The 13,414-nt window shown below is 74.1% G+C and carries 10 protein-coding genes; 5 read left to right on the forward strand and 5 right to left on the reverse strand.

Features of this window, described 5'->3' with window-relative positions:
* Window positions 1–211: 211 nt before the first annotated feature.
* On the reverse strand, window positions 212–1,582 hold the full coding sequence (locus ACIA6C_RS16590; protein ID WP_399276425.1) for a cation:dicarboxylate symporter family transporter: 1,371 nt from the start codon (window positions 1,580–1,582) through the stop codon (window positions 212–214).
* Between the two features lie 104 nt (window positions 1,583–1,686).
* Between ACIA6C_RS16590 and ACIA6C_RS16595 the strand changes: the two genes are divergently transcribed.
* Together ACIA6C_RS16595 and ACIA6C_RS16600 are read left to right on the forward strand one after the other, a co-directional pair.
* Window positions 1,687–3,411 (forward strand): ATP-binding protein, encoded by a 1,725-nt coding sequence (locus ACIA6C_RS16595; protein WP_399276427.1) that lies wholly within the window; start codon window positions 1,687–1,689, stop codon window positions 3,409–3,411.
* Window positions 3,408–4,112: a response regulator gene (locus ACIA6C_RS16600; RefSeq protein ID WP_399276429.1), complete on the forward strand. Its 705-nt coding sequence runs from the start codon at window positions 3,408–3,410 to the stop codon at window positions 4,110–4,112. The genes ACIA6C_RS16595 and ACIA6C_RS16600 overlap by 4 nt, the downstream gene beginning before the upstream one ends.
* On the opposite strand, the gene ACIA6C_RS16605 is transcribed toward ACIA6C_RS16600, so the two are convergent.
* Both ACIA6C_RS16605 and ACIA6C_RS16610 read right to left on the reverse strand, forming a co-directional pair.
* The gene (locus tag ACIA6C_RS16605) at window positions 4,070–4,915 is read right to left on the reverse strand and encodes a tyrosinase family protein (protein WP_399276431.1); all 846 of its coding nucleotides are present in this window, start codon (window positions 4,913–4,915) and stop codon (window positions 4,070–4,072) included. The genes ACIA6C_RS16600 and ACIA6C_RS16605 overlap by 43 nt on opposite strands.
* The gene (locus ACIA6C_RS16610) at window positions 4,915–5,340 is read right to left on the reverse strand and encodes a tyrosinase cofactor (RefSeq protein WP_399276433.1); all 426 of its coding nucleotides are present in this window, start codon (window positions 5,338–5,340) and stop codon (window positions 4,915–4,917) included. Before ACIA6C_RS16610 ends, ACIA6C_RS16605 begins: the two co-directional genes overlap by 1 nt.
* A 266-nt stretch (window positions 5,341–5,606) precedes the next feature.
* Between ACIA6C_RS16610 and ACIA6C_RS16615 the strand changes: the two genes are divergently transcribed.
* A complete protein-coding gene (locus ACIA6C_RS16615; RefSeq protein WP_399276435.1) occupies window positions 5,607–6,998 on the forward strand; it encodes a glutamate decarboxylase in 1,392 nt (463 codons plus the stop codon).
* Between the two features lie 23 nt (window positions 6,999–7,021).
* Here ACIA6C_RS16615 and ACIA6C_RS16620 read toward each other — a convergent pair whose 3' ends face one another.
* Together ACIA6C_RS16620 and ACIA6C_RS16625 are read right to left on the reverse strand one after the other, a co-directional pair.
* Window positions 7,022–9,490, reverse strand: coding sequence for a Helicase associated domain protein (locus tag ACIA6C_RS16620; protein ID WP_399276437.1), 2,469 nt, complete (start codon window positions 9,488–9,490; stop codon window positions 7,022–7,024).
* Window positions 9,491–9,589: 99 nt separating this feature from the next.
* The gene (locus ACIA6C_RS16625; protein WP_399276439.1) at window positions 9,590–11,479 is read right to left on the reverse strand and encodes a sigma-70 family RNA polymerase sigma factor; all 1,890 of its coding nucleotides are present in this window, start codon (window positions 11,477–11,479) and stop codon (window positions 9,590–9,592) included.
* Window positions 11,480–11,730: 251 nt separating this feature from the next.
* Between ACIA6C_RS16625 and ACIA6C_RS16630 the strand changes: the two genes are divergently transcribed.
* Entirely contained in the window at window positions 11,731–12,381 is a 651-nt protein-coding gene (locus ACIA6C_RS16630; protein ID WP_399276441.1) for a bifunctional 4-hydroxy-2-oxoglutarate aldolase/2-dehydro-3-deoxy-phosphogluconate aldolase, read from the forward strand.
* Entirely contained in the window at window positions 12,344–13,360 is a 1,017-nt protein-coding gene (locus ACIA6C_RS16635; protein ID WP_399276443.1) for a PfkB family carbohydrate kinase, read from the forward strand. The genes ACIA6C_RS16630 and ACIA6C_RS16635 overlap by 38 nt, the downstream gene beginning before the upstream one ends.
* Window positions 13,361–13,414 lie beyond the last annotated feature (54 nt).

Genomic DNA, 13,414 nt, shown 5'->3' on the forward strand with positions numbered 1-13,414 from the left:
CGGCGGTGCTGATGGCACCGCCGGGCCGTGCGAAACGAGTGGTGGACGCAAGATGTCAGACACGTGGCCCGGTGCGGAAGTACCTTTCAGTTCAGGGACGTTCCGAGGGGCATGGCTGAAAATCGACGGTTGGGGAGGAATCGGGTGAGGGTGAGGGAAGCCGGCCGGGCCGGGCACCGTGGGGGCGAACCCCGCCCGGCCGGTCCCGGTCTCAGGCGGCCGCCGCCCCCTCCTTGCCGGCTCCCGTCTGGACGGGGACGGGCGCGGGCGGTTCGCCCGGCAGGGGCGCGTGCCCGTCCTCGGTCGGCGCGTTCTCATCGAACGGCAGCCGTCCGGAAAGGACTTCGGCGGCGCGGGCGCGGTCGAACTCCTTGGTCCAGGTCCCGATGAGGACCGTCGCGATCGCGTTGCCCGCGAAGTTCGTCATCGCCCGCGCCTCGCTCATGAAGCGGTCGATGCCCACGATCAGGCCTACCCCGTCGACCAGTTCCGGCCGGTGGGACTGGAGGCCGCCGGCCAGTGTGGCCAGGCCCGCGCCGGTCACGCCGGCCGCGCCCTTCGAGGCCACGATCATGAAGAGCAGCAGCGAGATCTGCTCACCCAGCGCGAGGGGTTTGTCCATCGCCTCGGCGACGTACAGGGAGGACATCGTCAGATAGATCGCGGTGCCGTCCAGGTTGAAGGAGTAGCCCGTCGGCACGGTGATGCCGACCACCGGGCGCGAGACGCCGACGTGTTCCATCTTCGCGATCAGCCGCGGCAGCGCCGACTCCGAGGAGGAGGTGGAAAGGATCAGCAGGAACTCCCGCCCCAGGTAGCGCAGCAGGGCGAACACGCTGATCCCCGTACACAGCCGCAGCAGTGTCCCGAGCACCACGAACACGAACAGCACGCAGGTGACGTAGAAGCCGATCATGATGACGGCCAGCGATTTCAGCGCGTCGATCCCCGTCGCGCCGACCACCGCGGCGATCGCGCCGAAGGCACCCACGGGCGCCGCCCACATGATCATCGCGAGTACCCGGAACACCAGCTTCTGCAGGTGCCCGACCCCGCGCAGCAGCGGTTCGCCCGCCGCCCCCATCGCCTGGAGCGCGAAGCCGCAGAGCAGCGCCACCAGCAGGGTCTGGAGCACCTGGCCGCCGGTGAAGGCGGAGACCAGTGTCGTCGGGATGATCCCCAGCAGGAACTCCGGCGTGCTCTGCGCGCCGCCCGCCTTGGCCTGCGCCTCACCGGCGTGCCGTGCCGCCTCCGTCAGGTGCAGACCGCTGCCCGGCTCCAGCAGGTTGCCCACCAGCAGTCCGATGGCCAGCGCCACCGTGGACATCACCATGAAGTAGCCGAGGGCCAGACCGCCGACCGCGCCCACCTTCGCGGCCTTGCGCACCGAGCCGATGCCCAGCACGATCGTGCAGAAGATCACGGGCGAGATCATCATCTTGATGAGGTTCACGAAGCCGGTGCCCAGCGGCTTGAGTTCCACGGCCACGCCGGGTGCGGCGAAGCCGACGGCGATGCCGAGGAGCACCGCGGCGATCACCGCGATGTAGAGATAGTGGGTCCTGTCGCGCCTGGCGGCCACGATGCCTCCTGGTGGTGAATGCGTTCCGGGAGACCATCGCCCACCCTGTGACCCCGGTCACCCTTGCGTTCATTGAGTTCACGGCCCGGTGCACACTGAACGGCATGTTCCGCCTCCCCCGACCGCCCCGCAGCCTCGCCGGGCAGCTCTTCGCCATGCAGGTGCTGCTGGTCGCCGTCGTCGTCGTGGGCTGCGCGGTCTTCGCCTACGCGAGCGCGCGCGGGCAGGCCGAGGACGCCGCCCGGCGCCAGGCCGGGGCCGTGGCCAGGGCCGTCGCGGACTCGCCCTCCGTCCGGGAGGCGGTACGGGGCGCCGGGCGCGGGAGCGACCCCTCGGCGGCGCTCCAGCCGTACGCGCAGCGGGTCCGCGCCGACTCGGGCGTGGCCTTCGTGACGATCATGGCGCCGGACGGACGGCGCTGGACCCACCCCGACCCGCGGCGCATCGGCGAACCCTTCATGGGCAACACCGCCCCCGCGCTGCGTGGTGAGACCTTCAGCGAGACCTACACCGGCACCCTCGGCCCGTCCATCCGGGTGGTCACGCCGCTGCTGGACGACGGCCGGGTCGTCGGCATGGTCAGCGCGGGCATCACCGTCCGCGCGATCAGCGCCCGCCTCGCCGAGCAGCTCACGGCGCTCGCCTGGGTCGCGGCCGCCGCCCTCGCGCTCGGCGGCGCCGGTACGTACGTCGTCAACGCCCGGCTGCGCCGGCACACCCACGGCATGAACGCCGGCGAGCTCAGCCGGATGTACGACTACCACCAGGCGGCCCTCCACGGCGTCCGCGAGGGCCTGCTGATGCTGGACGGCCGGCGCAGGATCACCCTGATCAACGACGCGGGGCGGGAGCTGCTGGGGCTCGCGGGGGAGGTGCGGGGCACCGGCGCGGCCGACCTCGGTCTGCCCGCGCCGCTGACCGGGGCCCTGCTGGCCGACCGGCCCCGGGTCGACGAGCTCCACCTGACCGCCGACCGGGTGCTCGTGGTCAACAGTTCTCCCGTGGCGGGCGGCGGCCGCCGTGGCACGGTGGTCACCCTGCGCGACCACACCGAACTCCAGGTGCTCACGGGGGAGTTGGACCACGAGCGGGGATTCACCCAGGCGCTGCGCTCCCAGGCGCACGAGGCGGCCAACCGCCTGCACACGGTCGTCTCCCTGATCGGGCTCGGCCGCGTGGAGGAGGCGGTGGAGTTCGCCACCGCCGAACTGGAACTGGCCCAGGCACTCACCGACGAGGTGGTCACCGCGGTCGGGGAGCCGGTCCTGGTGGCGCTGCTGCTCGGCAAGGCCGCGCAGGCGCACGAGCGCGGAGTCGAGCTGGTCGTCACCCCCGACAGCAGCGGCGCGGACGGCGGCCCCGGGAGCCCGCCCGCGCGGGACCTCGTGACGGTGCTCGGCAACCTCCTCGACAACGCCGTCGACGCCCTCACCGGGGTCCCGGGCGGGCGCGTCCAGGTCACCGTCCGCTCCGACGGCCGGACGCTGCTGATCCGCGTCGCCGACAACGGGCCGGGGCTCCCCGAGGGGGCTGCCGCGGACGTCTTCAGGCGCGGCTGGTCCGGAAAGGGCGACGGGCGCGGGCTCGGTCTCGCCCTCGTCCGCCAGGTCGCGCACCGCCACGGGGGCACCGCGGAGGCGGTGCAGGGGCCGCAGGGCGGAGCGGTGTTCACCGTGACGCTGCCGCTGGGCCCCGCCGAGATGCCGCCGCCGAGTGCCGGTGAGGCGCCGCCGCCGAGTGCCGCCGAGGCGCCGCCGCCGAGTGCCGGTGAGGCGCCGCCGGGCGCCGCCGGGATGCCGCCGCTCGGCGTGGACGGGGCCCGGCCGTGAGCGCGGCCGGGAAGGTGCGGGTGCTCGTCGTCGAGGATGACCCGGTGGTGGCGGACGCGCACGCGCTGTACGTCGGCCGGGTACCCGGTTTCACCGCCGTCGGCGTGGCCCACTCCCTCGCCGAGGCCACCCGCGTCCTGGACCGCACCCCCGTCGACCTGCTGCTGCTCGACCTCACCCTGCCCGACGGCAACGGGCTGCGCTTCGCGCGCGGACTGCGGGCCGCCGGACATCCCGTAGACGTGATCGTGGTGACCTCCGCGCGGGACCTGGCCGTCGTCCGCGAGAGCGTCTCGCTGGGCGTGGTCCAGTACGTACTGAAACCCTTCGCGTTCCCCACCCTGCGCGAACGGCTGCTGCGCTACGCGGCCTTCCGCGCGACGGCGGGGGAGGCGGCCGGCCAGGGGGACGTCGACCGCGCGCTCGCCGCGCTGCGCGCCCCCGCCCCCGCCGAACTCCCCAAAGGCCTGAGCGCCCCGACCCTGGACCGGGTCGCGGCGCTGCTGCGGTCGGCCCCGGACGGGCTGACCGCGGCGGGGGCGGCCGGGGCGGCCGGGATCTCACGGATCACCGCCCGCCGCTACCTGGAACACCTGGTGGACACCGGCCGCGCGGACCGCACCCCCCGCTACGGTCAGGTGGGCCGGCCCGAACTGCACTACCGCTGGCTGGCGGCGACCGGTTCGGTGTCGAAGGTGTAGAACTTCCGGTGGTCGAGCATGTCGGCCGGGGTGACGTTGTTCCAGGGCCGCATGGTGTCGTTCAGGTCCACGACGTTCGGCGTGCCGGCGGCCGGCAGGTACGGGGACTGCGGGTGGCGGGCCTGCCATTCGGCCCACAGCTTGTCGATGTAGGCGTGGTGCAGCCAGAACACCGGGTCGTTGGGGGAGACCCCGGTGGCCATCTGGCCGCCGACCCACACGTGCACCCGGTTGTGCAGGTTGGCGCCGCGCCAGCCCTCCAGGTTGTTGCGGAAACCGTTCGAGGAGCTGTTCCAGGGGGCCGCGTCGTAGACCGGCATGGCGAGGACGGCCTCCACCTCGGCCTTTGTGGGCAGCTGGGCGACGCCCTCACCGAGGGCCCGCCGCAGGTACGCGCGTCCGTCGACCCGTACGTTCACCTCCCACTTGCCCGCCGCGTAGGCGAACGGTCCGTCCAGGACCTGCCCGTCGCGGGCCCGTCCGGTGCCGCCGAGGAAGTCGGCCGCCCAGAGGGAGGAACGGGGCGTGCGGTCCGTGGTCCAGTCCCAGTAAGGGAGCGAAACGCTTTTGTCGACCGCTTGCAGGGCCGCCTCGAATTCGAGCAGGAAGCGGCGGTGCCACGGGAGGAACGAGGGGGAGCGGTGGCCGACCCGGTCGCCCGAATCGGTGTCACCCATGATGAAGCCGTTGTGGGTGGTGACGAAGCGGTCGTAGCGGCCGGTGCGCTTGAGTTCGAGCAGCGCGTTGGTGAAGGCGCGCCTCTCCTCGGCGGTGAGCGAGGCCTGGTTCTTGCGGACGGTCATCACATGCCACCCATCGGGACGAGGGCGGCGCCCTGGAGTTCGCGCACGGCGGCGCGGGCGAGCGACAGCGGGTCGGAGAACGTCTCGTAGTGGTTGACGACGCTGATCCAGGTGCCGTCGGCGTTCTGCATCACGTGCAGTTCGCGGCCGTCTATCCGGACGGCGGGCAGGCCGGCCGAGTGGTGGCCGCCGTGGTGGGCGCCCCCGGTCGCGGGGGTGATCTGTATGCGGCGGCCCTGGTAGACCTCGTCGAGGGTCCCGGCGGTTCCGGCGGTTCCTGCCGGTCCGGCGTTTGCGGCGTCGCGGGCGGATATCGCGGCGCGGGAGTCGGTATCTGCGGCGTACGCGGTGGCACCGGCCAGGCCGAGGACGGTGAGGGCGCCGGCGGTGGTGCCAAGGGCCTGCCGGCGGGTGATCTTGTTCATGGACGAAGAAGTACCAGCACGGGCGGGCCAGTTGACCGCTATCCGGACATCGGCCGACAAGTTGTGCATAGAACGAATTGGGTGATCTTTTCGTCCCGGCGGGCAGGAGGGTCCGTCACGGGAAGATCTGCCGCGGAAAGCCTACTAGCCGGTAATTATTGAGGTCGTGTTGCTCCGGCATGAACGGGGTCACATCGGCGACTCGGCCGGAAGATATGACATCCACCCAGACCGGATCGAGCCATTTCGTCACCTATAGTCCCGATATGGCTCTTCATGAGATGAAGGACGCACACGCCGACGACGCCGAAACGGACGTGTTCGCGTCCGCCCTCAGCGGCCAGGTCCTCCCCAAGCACCGGATGCCGGAAGACCACTCGCCCACCGAGGTGGTCTACGAACTGCTGCGCAACGAACTCCTCCTCGACGGGAACGCCGCCCAGAACCTGGCCACGTTCTGCACCACCTGGTCCGACGACGGCGTGCACCGCCTGATGAACCAGTGCCTCGACAAGAACATGATCGACAAGGACGAATACCCGCAGACCGCCGAGATCGAGGCCCGCTGCGTCAGCATCCTGGCCGACCTGTGGAACGCACCGGCCGGCGGCGCCGCCACCGGCTGCTCCACCACCGGCTCCAGCGAGGCCGCCATGCTCGGCGGCCTCGCCCTGAAATGGCGCTGGCGCAGCCGCCGGCGCGCGCAGGGACTGCCCGCCGACCGGCCGAACCTCGTCTGCGGACCGGTACAGGTCTGCTGGGAGAAGTTCGCCCGCTACTTCGACGTGGAACTGCGCCAGGTGCCCCTGGAGCCCGGCGCGACCGGCCTGCGCCCCCACCAGCTCGGCGCGTACGTCGACGAGAACACCATCGGCGTCGTCGCCATCCTCGGCGTCACCTACACCTGCGTCTACGAGCCCGTCGCCGAGATCGCCGCCGAACTCGACCGCATCCAGGCAGAGCACGGCTGGGACGTACCGGTCCACGTCGACGCGGCCAGCGGGGGCTTCGTCGCGCCCTTCCTCCACCCCGACGTCTTATGGGACTTCACGCTGCCGCGCGTGGCATCCGTCAACGCCTCCGGGCACAAGTACGGGCTCGCGCCCCTCGGCGTCGGCTGGATCGTGTGGCGCACCGCCGACCTCCTCCCCGACGAACTCGTCTTCGACGTCGACTACCTGGGCGGTGACATGCCCACCTTCGCCCTCAACTTCTCGCGCCCCGGCGGCGAGGTCATCGCCCAGTACTACCTCTTCCTGCGCCTGGGCCGCGGCGGCTACCGCCGCGTCCACCAGGCCTGTGCCGACACCGCCCGGTACCTGGCCCGGGAGATCGACGCGCTGGGGCCCTTCACCCTGCTCTACGACGGCCAGGGCGCGCTGCCCGCCGTCTCCTACACGCTGACCGACCCCGAAGGCGCCGGTTTCAGCCTCTACGACCTCTCCGACAAGCTGCGCGCACGCGGCTGGCAGGTTCCCTCGTACCCGCTGCCGGCCGACCGCGGCGACACGGTCATCCAGCGCGTCCTGATCCGCCACGGGGTGACCCGCGACCAGATCGCCCTGCTGGTCACGGACATCGGCCGGTCGGTGGAGCAGCTGCGGGCCGCCCCGCAGGCGGTCCCGGCGGGGGAGTCCCGGTCCGGGTTCCACCACTGAGCCGCTCTCCCCGGACAGGCCGTTCAGGACGCGGGCGCCGACCAGACCATGTCCAGGGCCGTCAGCTCCGCCACCCGCTCCGGGCTGAGGGAGGCGGCCCGGGCGCGCTGGTTGGCGATCCATGAGCCGAGGCGGACCTCGCGCCCCTCCACCCGCTCCACATGCGTGCGCGGCACCCGTAGGTGCCGCTCGCGGGAGCGGAACTGCCGGGCGGCCGCGAGGTGCGCCGCCCAGGCGGCGGCGTGGCTCAGCCGCTGCCGGGGCCGCTCCGCCTCGCTCGCCGGAGTCACCCCGAGGGTGTGTTCCAGCAGCCAGCGCTGGGCCCAGGACAGCCGGTCCCACGACAACCGCTGACCCCGCACCCACAGGCCCAGGTCCTCGCCCTGCGCCACCACCTCGCCCGGACCGAGCGGCAACCGGCCGCCCGCGTCGAGGTGGACGCGCGTCAGGTGGAAGGCCCGCTGCCAGGAGATGTCCCAGGCAGGGCACCAGGACGCGTCGATCTCCTCCAGGGCCTCCCGCCGCTCCTGGGACAACGCCCCCGGCCCCTCCCTGCGGGCCGCCGCCCGGTTGTTCTTGACCCACACGCCCACCGGTACACCCCTCCAGGTGGCGTCGACGGGCGGCAGCAGGTGCCCGTGCTCCGCCGCCCAGGCGCGGGCCGCCGCGAGGCCCTCCTCGAAGGCCACGTCGAAATGGCTCCACACCATGCCGAGCCCGTCCAGCTGCGCCGTCCGCTCCCGGCCCAGGGCGCCGCGCCGGTAGGTGCGCCGCACGTCCGCGATCCACTGCCCGAGCGGGAACCGGGCCAGCCCGGCGGGCCACCCCGCCTCGCCCGCCGGCACCTTGTACGCGAACGGCACCTTCAAGTCCCCGTGCACGGCCGCGTACGTCCGCGCGGCCTCCACCCCGCGACGCCACTGCTCGTGCTCCGGGTTCAGCACCCGCAGCCGGATGAACGCCGCCAGCAGGGCCGGGTCCCGGGGGGTGGAGAAGCTCAACAGGGCTTCCGCGCCCGGCCGGTGCGCCTGCGAGCCGGTCCTGCCACCCGGCGCCTGCGGCTGGGCCAGGGCCTCGACCAGGCGGGTGTCGTGTGCCCTCAGCGCTTCCAGGAGCCGCGCGAGGTCCCCGTACGCCCTGGACGTCAGCATCGTCTCCGGTGTCTCGCCCAGGCCCAGCAGTACCGGAACCACCAGCGAGGCCACCTTTCCCTCCCCGGGCCGGATCCGCAGCGCCCGGCCCACCGCCTGGACCAGGTCGGGCATGGAACCACGTACGTCGGCCCAGAAGACGGAATCGCACTCCTTGGTGTCGACGCCCTCACCCAGGACCCGGACACTGCCGAGGAACGCCTTGTCGGCGGCCCCGCCGTCGGCGAACGCCTCCAGGACCCGCCGTCGGTGCGGGGCCGTGTGCTGCCCGCACAGCCAGTCCGCCCAGACGGTACGCGGATACGGCGGCCGGGGCGCACGGCTCGCCTGCCGCAGCCGGGCCGCGACCGCCGGGAGCCCGGCCGCGAAGGCCTCCGCCTCCTTGGTCAGGTGGTGGAAGACCAGCGTCCGCCGGAACCCCTGGTCCGCGGCCGCCTTCACCAGCGCCGCCTGGAGGGCCGCGAGCCGGGCCCCGCGCACCGCGTCCGAACGGCCTTCGGGGCCGATCAGGACCGCCGACTGGAATTCGGGGTCGGACACGTCCACGCACACCACCCGGTACGGGGCGCAGATGCCGCGGTCGATGGCCTCGGACAGCGTGAGGGTGTAGCACCGTGCCCCGAACGGGCCGTCCGCGTCGTCCTCCATCGAGGCGACGAGGTCGCCACGGCCGCGCTCTTCGCGGTTGCGCTCCGCGCGGCTGCCCTCTGCCCGGTCGGCCGGGGACCCGGTGCGTTCGGCGGACAGGGGCTCCCCGGGCGGCTCCCCGTCGCGCCACACCCGAGGCGTCGCCGTCATGTACAGCCGCCGGACCGACGGGATCCGGGCGTTGTCGTGCACCACCGCCCACGGTTTGCCGATCCGCCCGGACGTGCGGTGCGCCTCGTCGACCACGATCAGGTCCCAGCCCGGCAGCCCGGCCCGGTGCGCGCCCTCGATGGTGCCCAGGCCCAGGGAGGCGTACGTGGCGTACACCGTCAGCCGCTGCGCCGCAGCCGTGCCCCAGCGCGCCAGTACCCCGGCATCGGTGGTGGTGGGCACCCCGGCGTCCTCGGGCCGCATCGAGCACACGGCCAGCGCCCGCCCGGTCCGGCCGCCCTCCCGCCAGACCGCCGTCGTCTGCGCGAGCAGGTCGAGCGAGGGCACCAGCACGAGGACCCGGCCCGCCCGCAGCTCCTCCGCGGCGCGCACCGCGACGAGGGACTTGCCGGAACCCGTGGCCATGATCACCTGGGTGCGCAGGCCGCGCTGGGGCACCCGGCCCGTCGAGGGGAGGTCCAGGGCGCGCACGACGGCGTCCACGGCCTCCCGCTGGTGCGGGCGGAGTTCCTGCCTTGCCACGTACCTCACCCCGCCCGCTGTGATCTCCTGCTTCGGCTCCAGCCCCTATCTTGCCCGGATATTGAGTCAGCTGGGGGGATAGGGGGCAAAGCTCCCGTGTCACATGCGGGCGCCGAAGTTCTGCGTCCACCAGGGGCCGCCGGGGCCCTGGTGGACCCCTACGCCGATGTCCTTGAAGGAGCAGTTGAGGATGTTCGCGCGGTGGCCCGGGCTGTTCATCCACGAATCCATCACCGACTCCGGAGTCTGCTGACCCATGGCGATGTTCTCCCCGTACGTCGACCAGCGGTACCCGGCGGCGGTCGTCCGCGCGCCCGGGTCGCCGCCGTCGGGGTCGGTGTGCGAGAAGTAGTTGCGCCGTGCCATGTCGTCCGAGTGCCCCTGGGCGGCGTTGCGCAGCTGCGCGTCCTCCTTGAGGGGGCCGCATCCGGCCGCCGCCCGCTCCTTGTTGACGAGGGCGACCACCTGGGCGGCGGTCCCGCTCGGCGCCGCGGGCGCCGGCGCGGGGGCCGCCGCTCGCGTCGGGGGCGGGGTGCTCCGGGTCCGCGAGGGCGTCGGGGCGGCGCTCGAACTCGCCGACGGGGACGGCGAAGCGGAGGCCGAGGGGGAGGCCGGGGCGGACGGGGAACCCGAGGGCGAGGGAGAGCCCGGGGCCGAGGGGGACGCGGCCCCCGCACCGGTCGCCGACAGCGCGGCCAGCGGGGAGGCGGGCGCTGCGCCGTCGGCCCGGTCGGAGCCCGAACCGGGCAGCGTGCCGAGGTAGGCCAGACCGCCGCCCGCCACGCAGGCGGCGACCACCGCTCCGGCGACGACCCGGCGGCGGTGCCGGCGCCGTCTGCGCTGCGCCCCGCGGCCGCCCGCCGGGTCGGCGCCCGCATCACCCGCTTCGCCCGAGCGGCGGCGGGCCGCCCGGCCGGGACCCGCAACCACGGGCGCGAGCTGCGTCGCGGCGTCCGCGAAGACCCCGCCGGAACCGGCTTCGGCTCCCGTACCGGCTCCGGCAGCCGTGCCGACGCCCTTGCCCGCGCCGGCTCCGGCGCCCGGTACAGCGCCGGTTATCGCACCCGCGCCGGTTATCGCACCCGCGCCGGGTATCGGACCCGCGCCGGGTATCGGACCCGCGCCGGGTATCGGACCCGCGCCGGGCAGGGCACCCGCGCCCGGCGCCGCGAACGCCGCGCCCGCCGGGGCGAGACCGGCGCCCGCGGCGGCCGACCGTACGGCCGCCAGCAGCGCCGCGCCGACCGGAACCAGCGCCAGCCCTGCCAGCAGCCCCTCCGCCGGGACCAGCCCGCTCCACAGCCCCGAGCACCGCACGCACTCGCGGGCGTGCCGGGCCATCCGCTTGCGCCACAGCGCGGACGGCTGCCCGTCCCAGCTCGCCGCCACCGTCCGCAGCGCCTCGCACGGCGGCTGCGCCTCCAGCGCCCGCTCCACCACCCGCGCGGCCTCCAGCTGCGCCTTCATCCGCTGCACCCGTACGGCCGTGTGCTGCGGGGAGAGCTCCAGGGCCGCCGCGACCTCGGCGCGGGTCAGCTCACCGGCGCACTCCAGCCACCACAACGACAGCAGCGCCCGGTCGTCGGGCTCCAGCCAGCGCGTCGCGCGGGCCGTCTCGCGGCGCTGACCGGCCAGGTTGAGGCGGACGACCGTCAGGTCCGCGAAGTCGGCGCCCGGGTCGGCCACGTCCGCGGCCGCCTCCAGGCCGGTCGCACCGGTGCTGCGGTCCTGCCAGTGCGCCCGTATCCGGTTCATCGTGATCGCCACCAGCCAGGACCGGAAGCTGTCGTCCGCACGGAGACCGGCCAGCCCGTCGAGCGCCCGCAGCATGGTGTCCTGCACGACGTCGTCCACGTCGCAGGACCCGTTCAGGGCGCGCCCGACGATGTTGTAGACGAGCGGCAGACAGGCACCGACGAGCTCGTCCTGCGCGCGGGGGTCGCCCGCCCGGGCCGCTGCCACCAGCGCTGCCGTGTGCTGTGTACTCATGTGAAGTTTCCCTGTCCGTACCGGCGGTCGATGATGCCCAACGACTGGGAGACCGCCGAGAGGGGCCCCGATAACACTTATCCGGAAACTCTTATCCGGAAGTCGGATCAACCGCGACCTTAGCGGCCCCGATCGGGGCGCCGGCGCCGGCCTCCCGTTGACAGCGCCGCTCCTCGCGCGGGTAAGGTCTGGACCAATGAAGTGCCGTTGTACGGGGCCGGGTTCAGGCCCGCATCACGGGTGGGGGTTCCTTGTCCTGTCATCCCTTCGCGGTCCTGGCCGCCCAACGGCTGCTGCCGGTCCTGCGGGACCCCGGTGCCGATGAGGCCGTCCGCCGGACCGCCGCCTTCCTCGCCGCCGGCTGCCGCGCCGTGGAACTCACCACCTCCACCCCCGGCTGGGACGCGGCCGTCGCGCGTACCGCCCCGCTCGCCGACGCGCTCGGCAGGCCCGCCGTGATCGGCGTCGGCACCGTCACCGGCGCCGCTCAGGCCGAGCGCGCCCTCGACGCCGGCGCCGGCTTCCTCGTCTCCCCGTACCCGGCCCCCGAGGTCCGGGCGGTCGCGGCGCGGCGCGGGGCGGTGTTCATCGAGGGCGCCTTCACCCCCGGTGAGGTCGCCTCCGCCGTACGGTCCGGGGGCGCGGCGAAGGTCTTCCCGGCCCACGTGGTCGGCCCCGGGTTCATCCGCTCCCTCAAAACCGTCCTCCCGCAGGCCCTCATCGTCCCGACCGGCGGCATCCGGCCGGCCGAGACCCGGGACTGGCTCGCCGCCGGGGCGACGGCCGTCGGGATCGGCAACGGCCTGCCCGCCGACCCCGGCGAACTCGCCGCCGTCTTCGCCGCACTGGCGGCGCCGTGCTGCTGTGAGGCCGCCGGGCAGGGCCGCCGACAGGGCCGCTGACATCGCCGCGCCCGCCCTCCGAGGCCGTCCCGGCGCGGCCTACGACGTCCTCGTCCTCGGCGAGGTCCTGGTGGAGATCCACGCCGACACCGCCCCGCACGCCGCTGCCGACGGCACCACCGCCCGGATCTCCTATTCCGGCGACGCCCTCAACGCCGCGGCCGCGGCGGCGGCCGCCGGGGCCCGCACCGCCCTCCTCACCGTCGTCGGTGACGACGAGCTGAGCGTGCCCCTGCTGGAGCGGGCCGCCGGGCTCGGCATCGACGTCTCCCACGTCCGCCGCTCCCCGCGCCCCAACGGCGCCTACCTGCTCGGCGCCGACACGGACGGCGACCGCGCCTTCGTCTACTGGCGCACCGCAAGCGCGGGCTCCACCCTCTCCCCGCGCCACGTCGAGTCCTGGCGGGAGCTGCTCACCACCTCCACGGCCCTGGTCACCAGCGGTATCACCGGCGCCCTCTCACCCGGAGCCCGTGACGCCGTACTGGCCGCCGCCGAAACCGTCCACGCCGCCGGAGGGCACCTCACGTACGACCCCAACTTCCGCCCCCGGCTCACCGGCCGCAAGGAGGCCCGGGAGCTGCTGGCGCGCGTCGCCCCGCTGACGGGGCTGCTCAAGAGCTCCTGCCCGGCCGACGCCCTGGCCCTCGTGGACACCGACGATCCGCTGCTCGCCGCCGCCCGCTACCGCGCACTCGGGGCCCGCGCCGTCGCCGTCACCGCGGGACCCGGCCGGCTCCTGCTGGACGACGGGGTACGCACGACGTACCGGCCGGTCCCCGCCAACCCCGACCCGGTCGACGCCACGGGCGCCGGCGACTGCTTCACCGGCACCACCACCGCGCGGCTGGCCCTGGGCGACCCCCTCGCGCGGGCGGTGGCGTACGGCACGGCCGCCGCCTCGCTCTCCGTGTCCGGCCGCGGCGGCACCGGACGCGTCCCCGCGTTCAGCGAGACGGCGGCCCTGGCGGGACTCTGAGCCGCCCCGTCGCGAGCCCGGGCCGGCGGCCGTCGAAAAACCTCCTTCACGGCA

Origin of the sequence: Streptomyces sp. NPDC051578 (genome assembly GCF_044454045.1) — a bacterium.
Lineage (GTDB): Bacteria > Actinomycetota > Actinomycetes > Streptomycetales > Streptomycetaceae > Streptomyces.

Bases quoted from the DNA above. Each gene is read 5' to 3' on its own strand.
- ACIA6C_RS16605 (WP_399276431.1), bottom strand. From the start codon at position 4,915: ATGACCGTCCGCAAGAACCAGGCCTCGCTCACCGCCGAGGAGAGGCGC.
- ACIA6C_RS16595 (WP_399276427.1), top strand. From the start codon at position 1,687: ATGTTCCGCCTCCCCCGACCGCCCCGCAGCCTCGCCGGGCAGCTCTTC.
- ACIA6C_RS16615 (WP_399276435.1), top strand. From the start codon at position 5,607: ATGGCTCTTCATGAGATGAAGGACGCACACGCCGACGACGCCGAAACG.
- ACIA6C_RS16610 (WP_399276433.1), bottom strand. From the start codon at position 5,340: ATGAACAAGATCACCCGCCGGCAGGCCCTTGGCACCACCGCCGGCGCC.
- ACIA6C_RS16625 (WP_399276439.1), bottom strand. From the start codon at position 11,479: ATGAGTACACAGCACACGGCAGCGCTGGTGGCAGCGGCCCGGGCGGGC.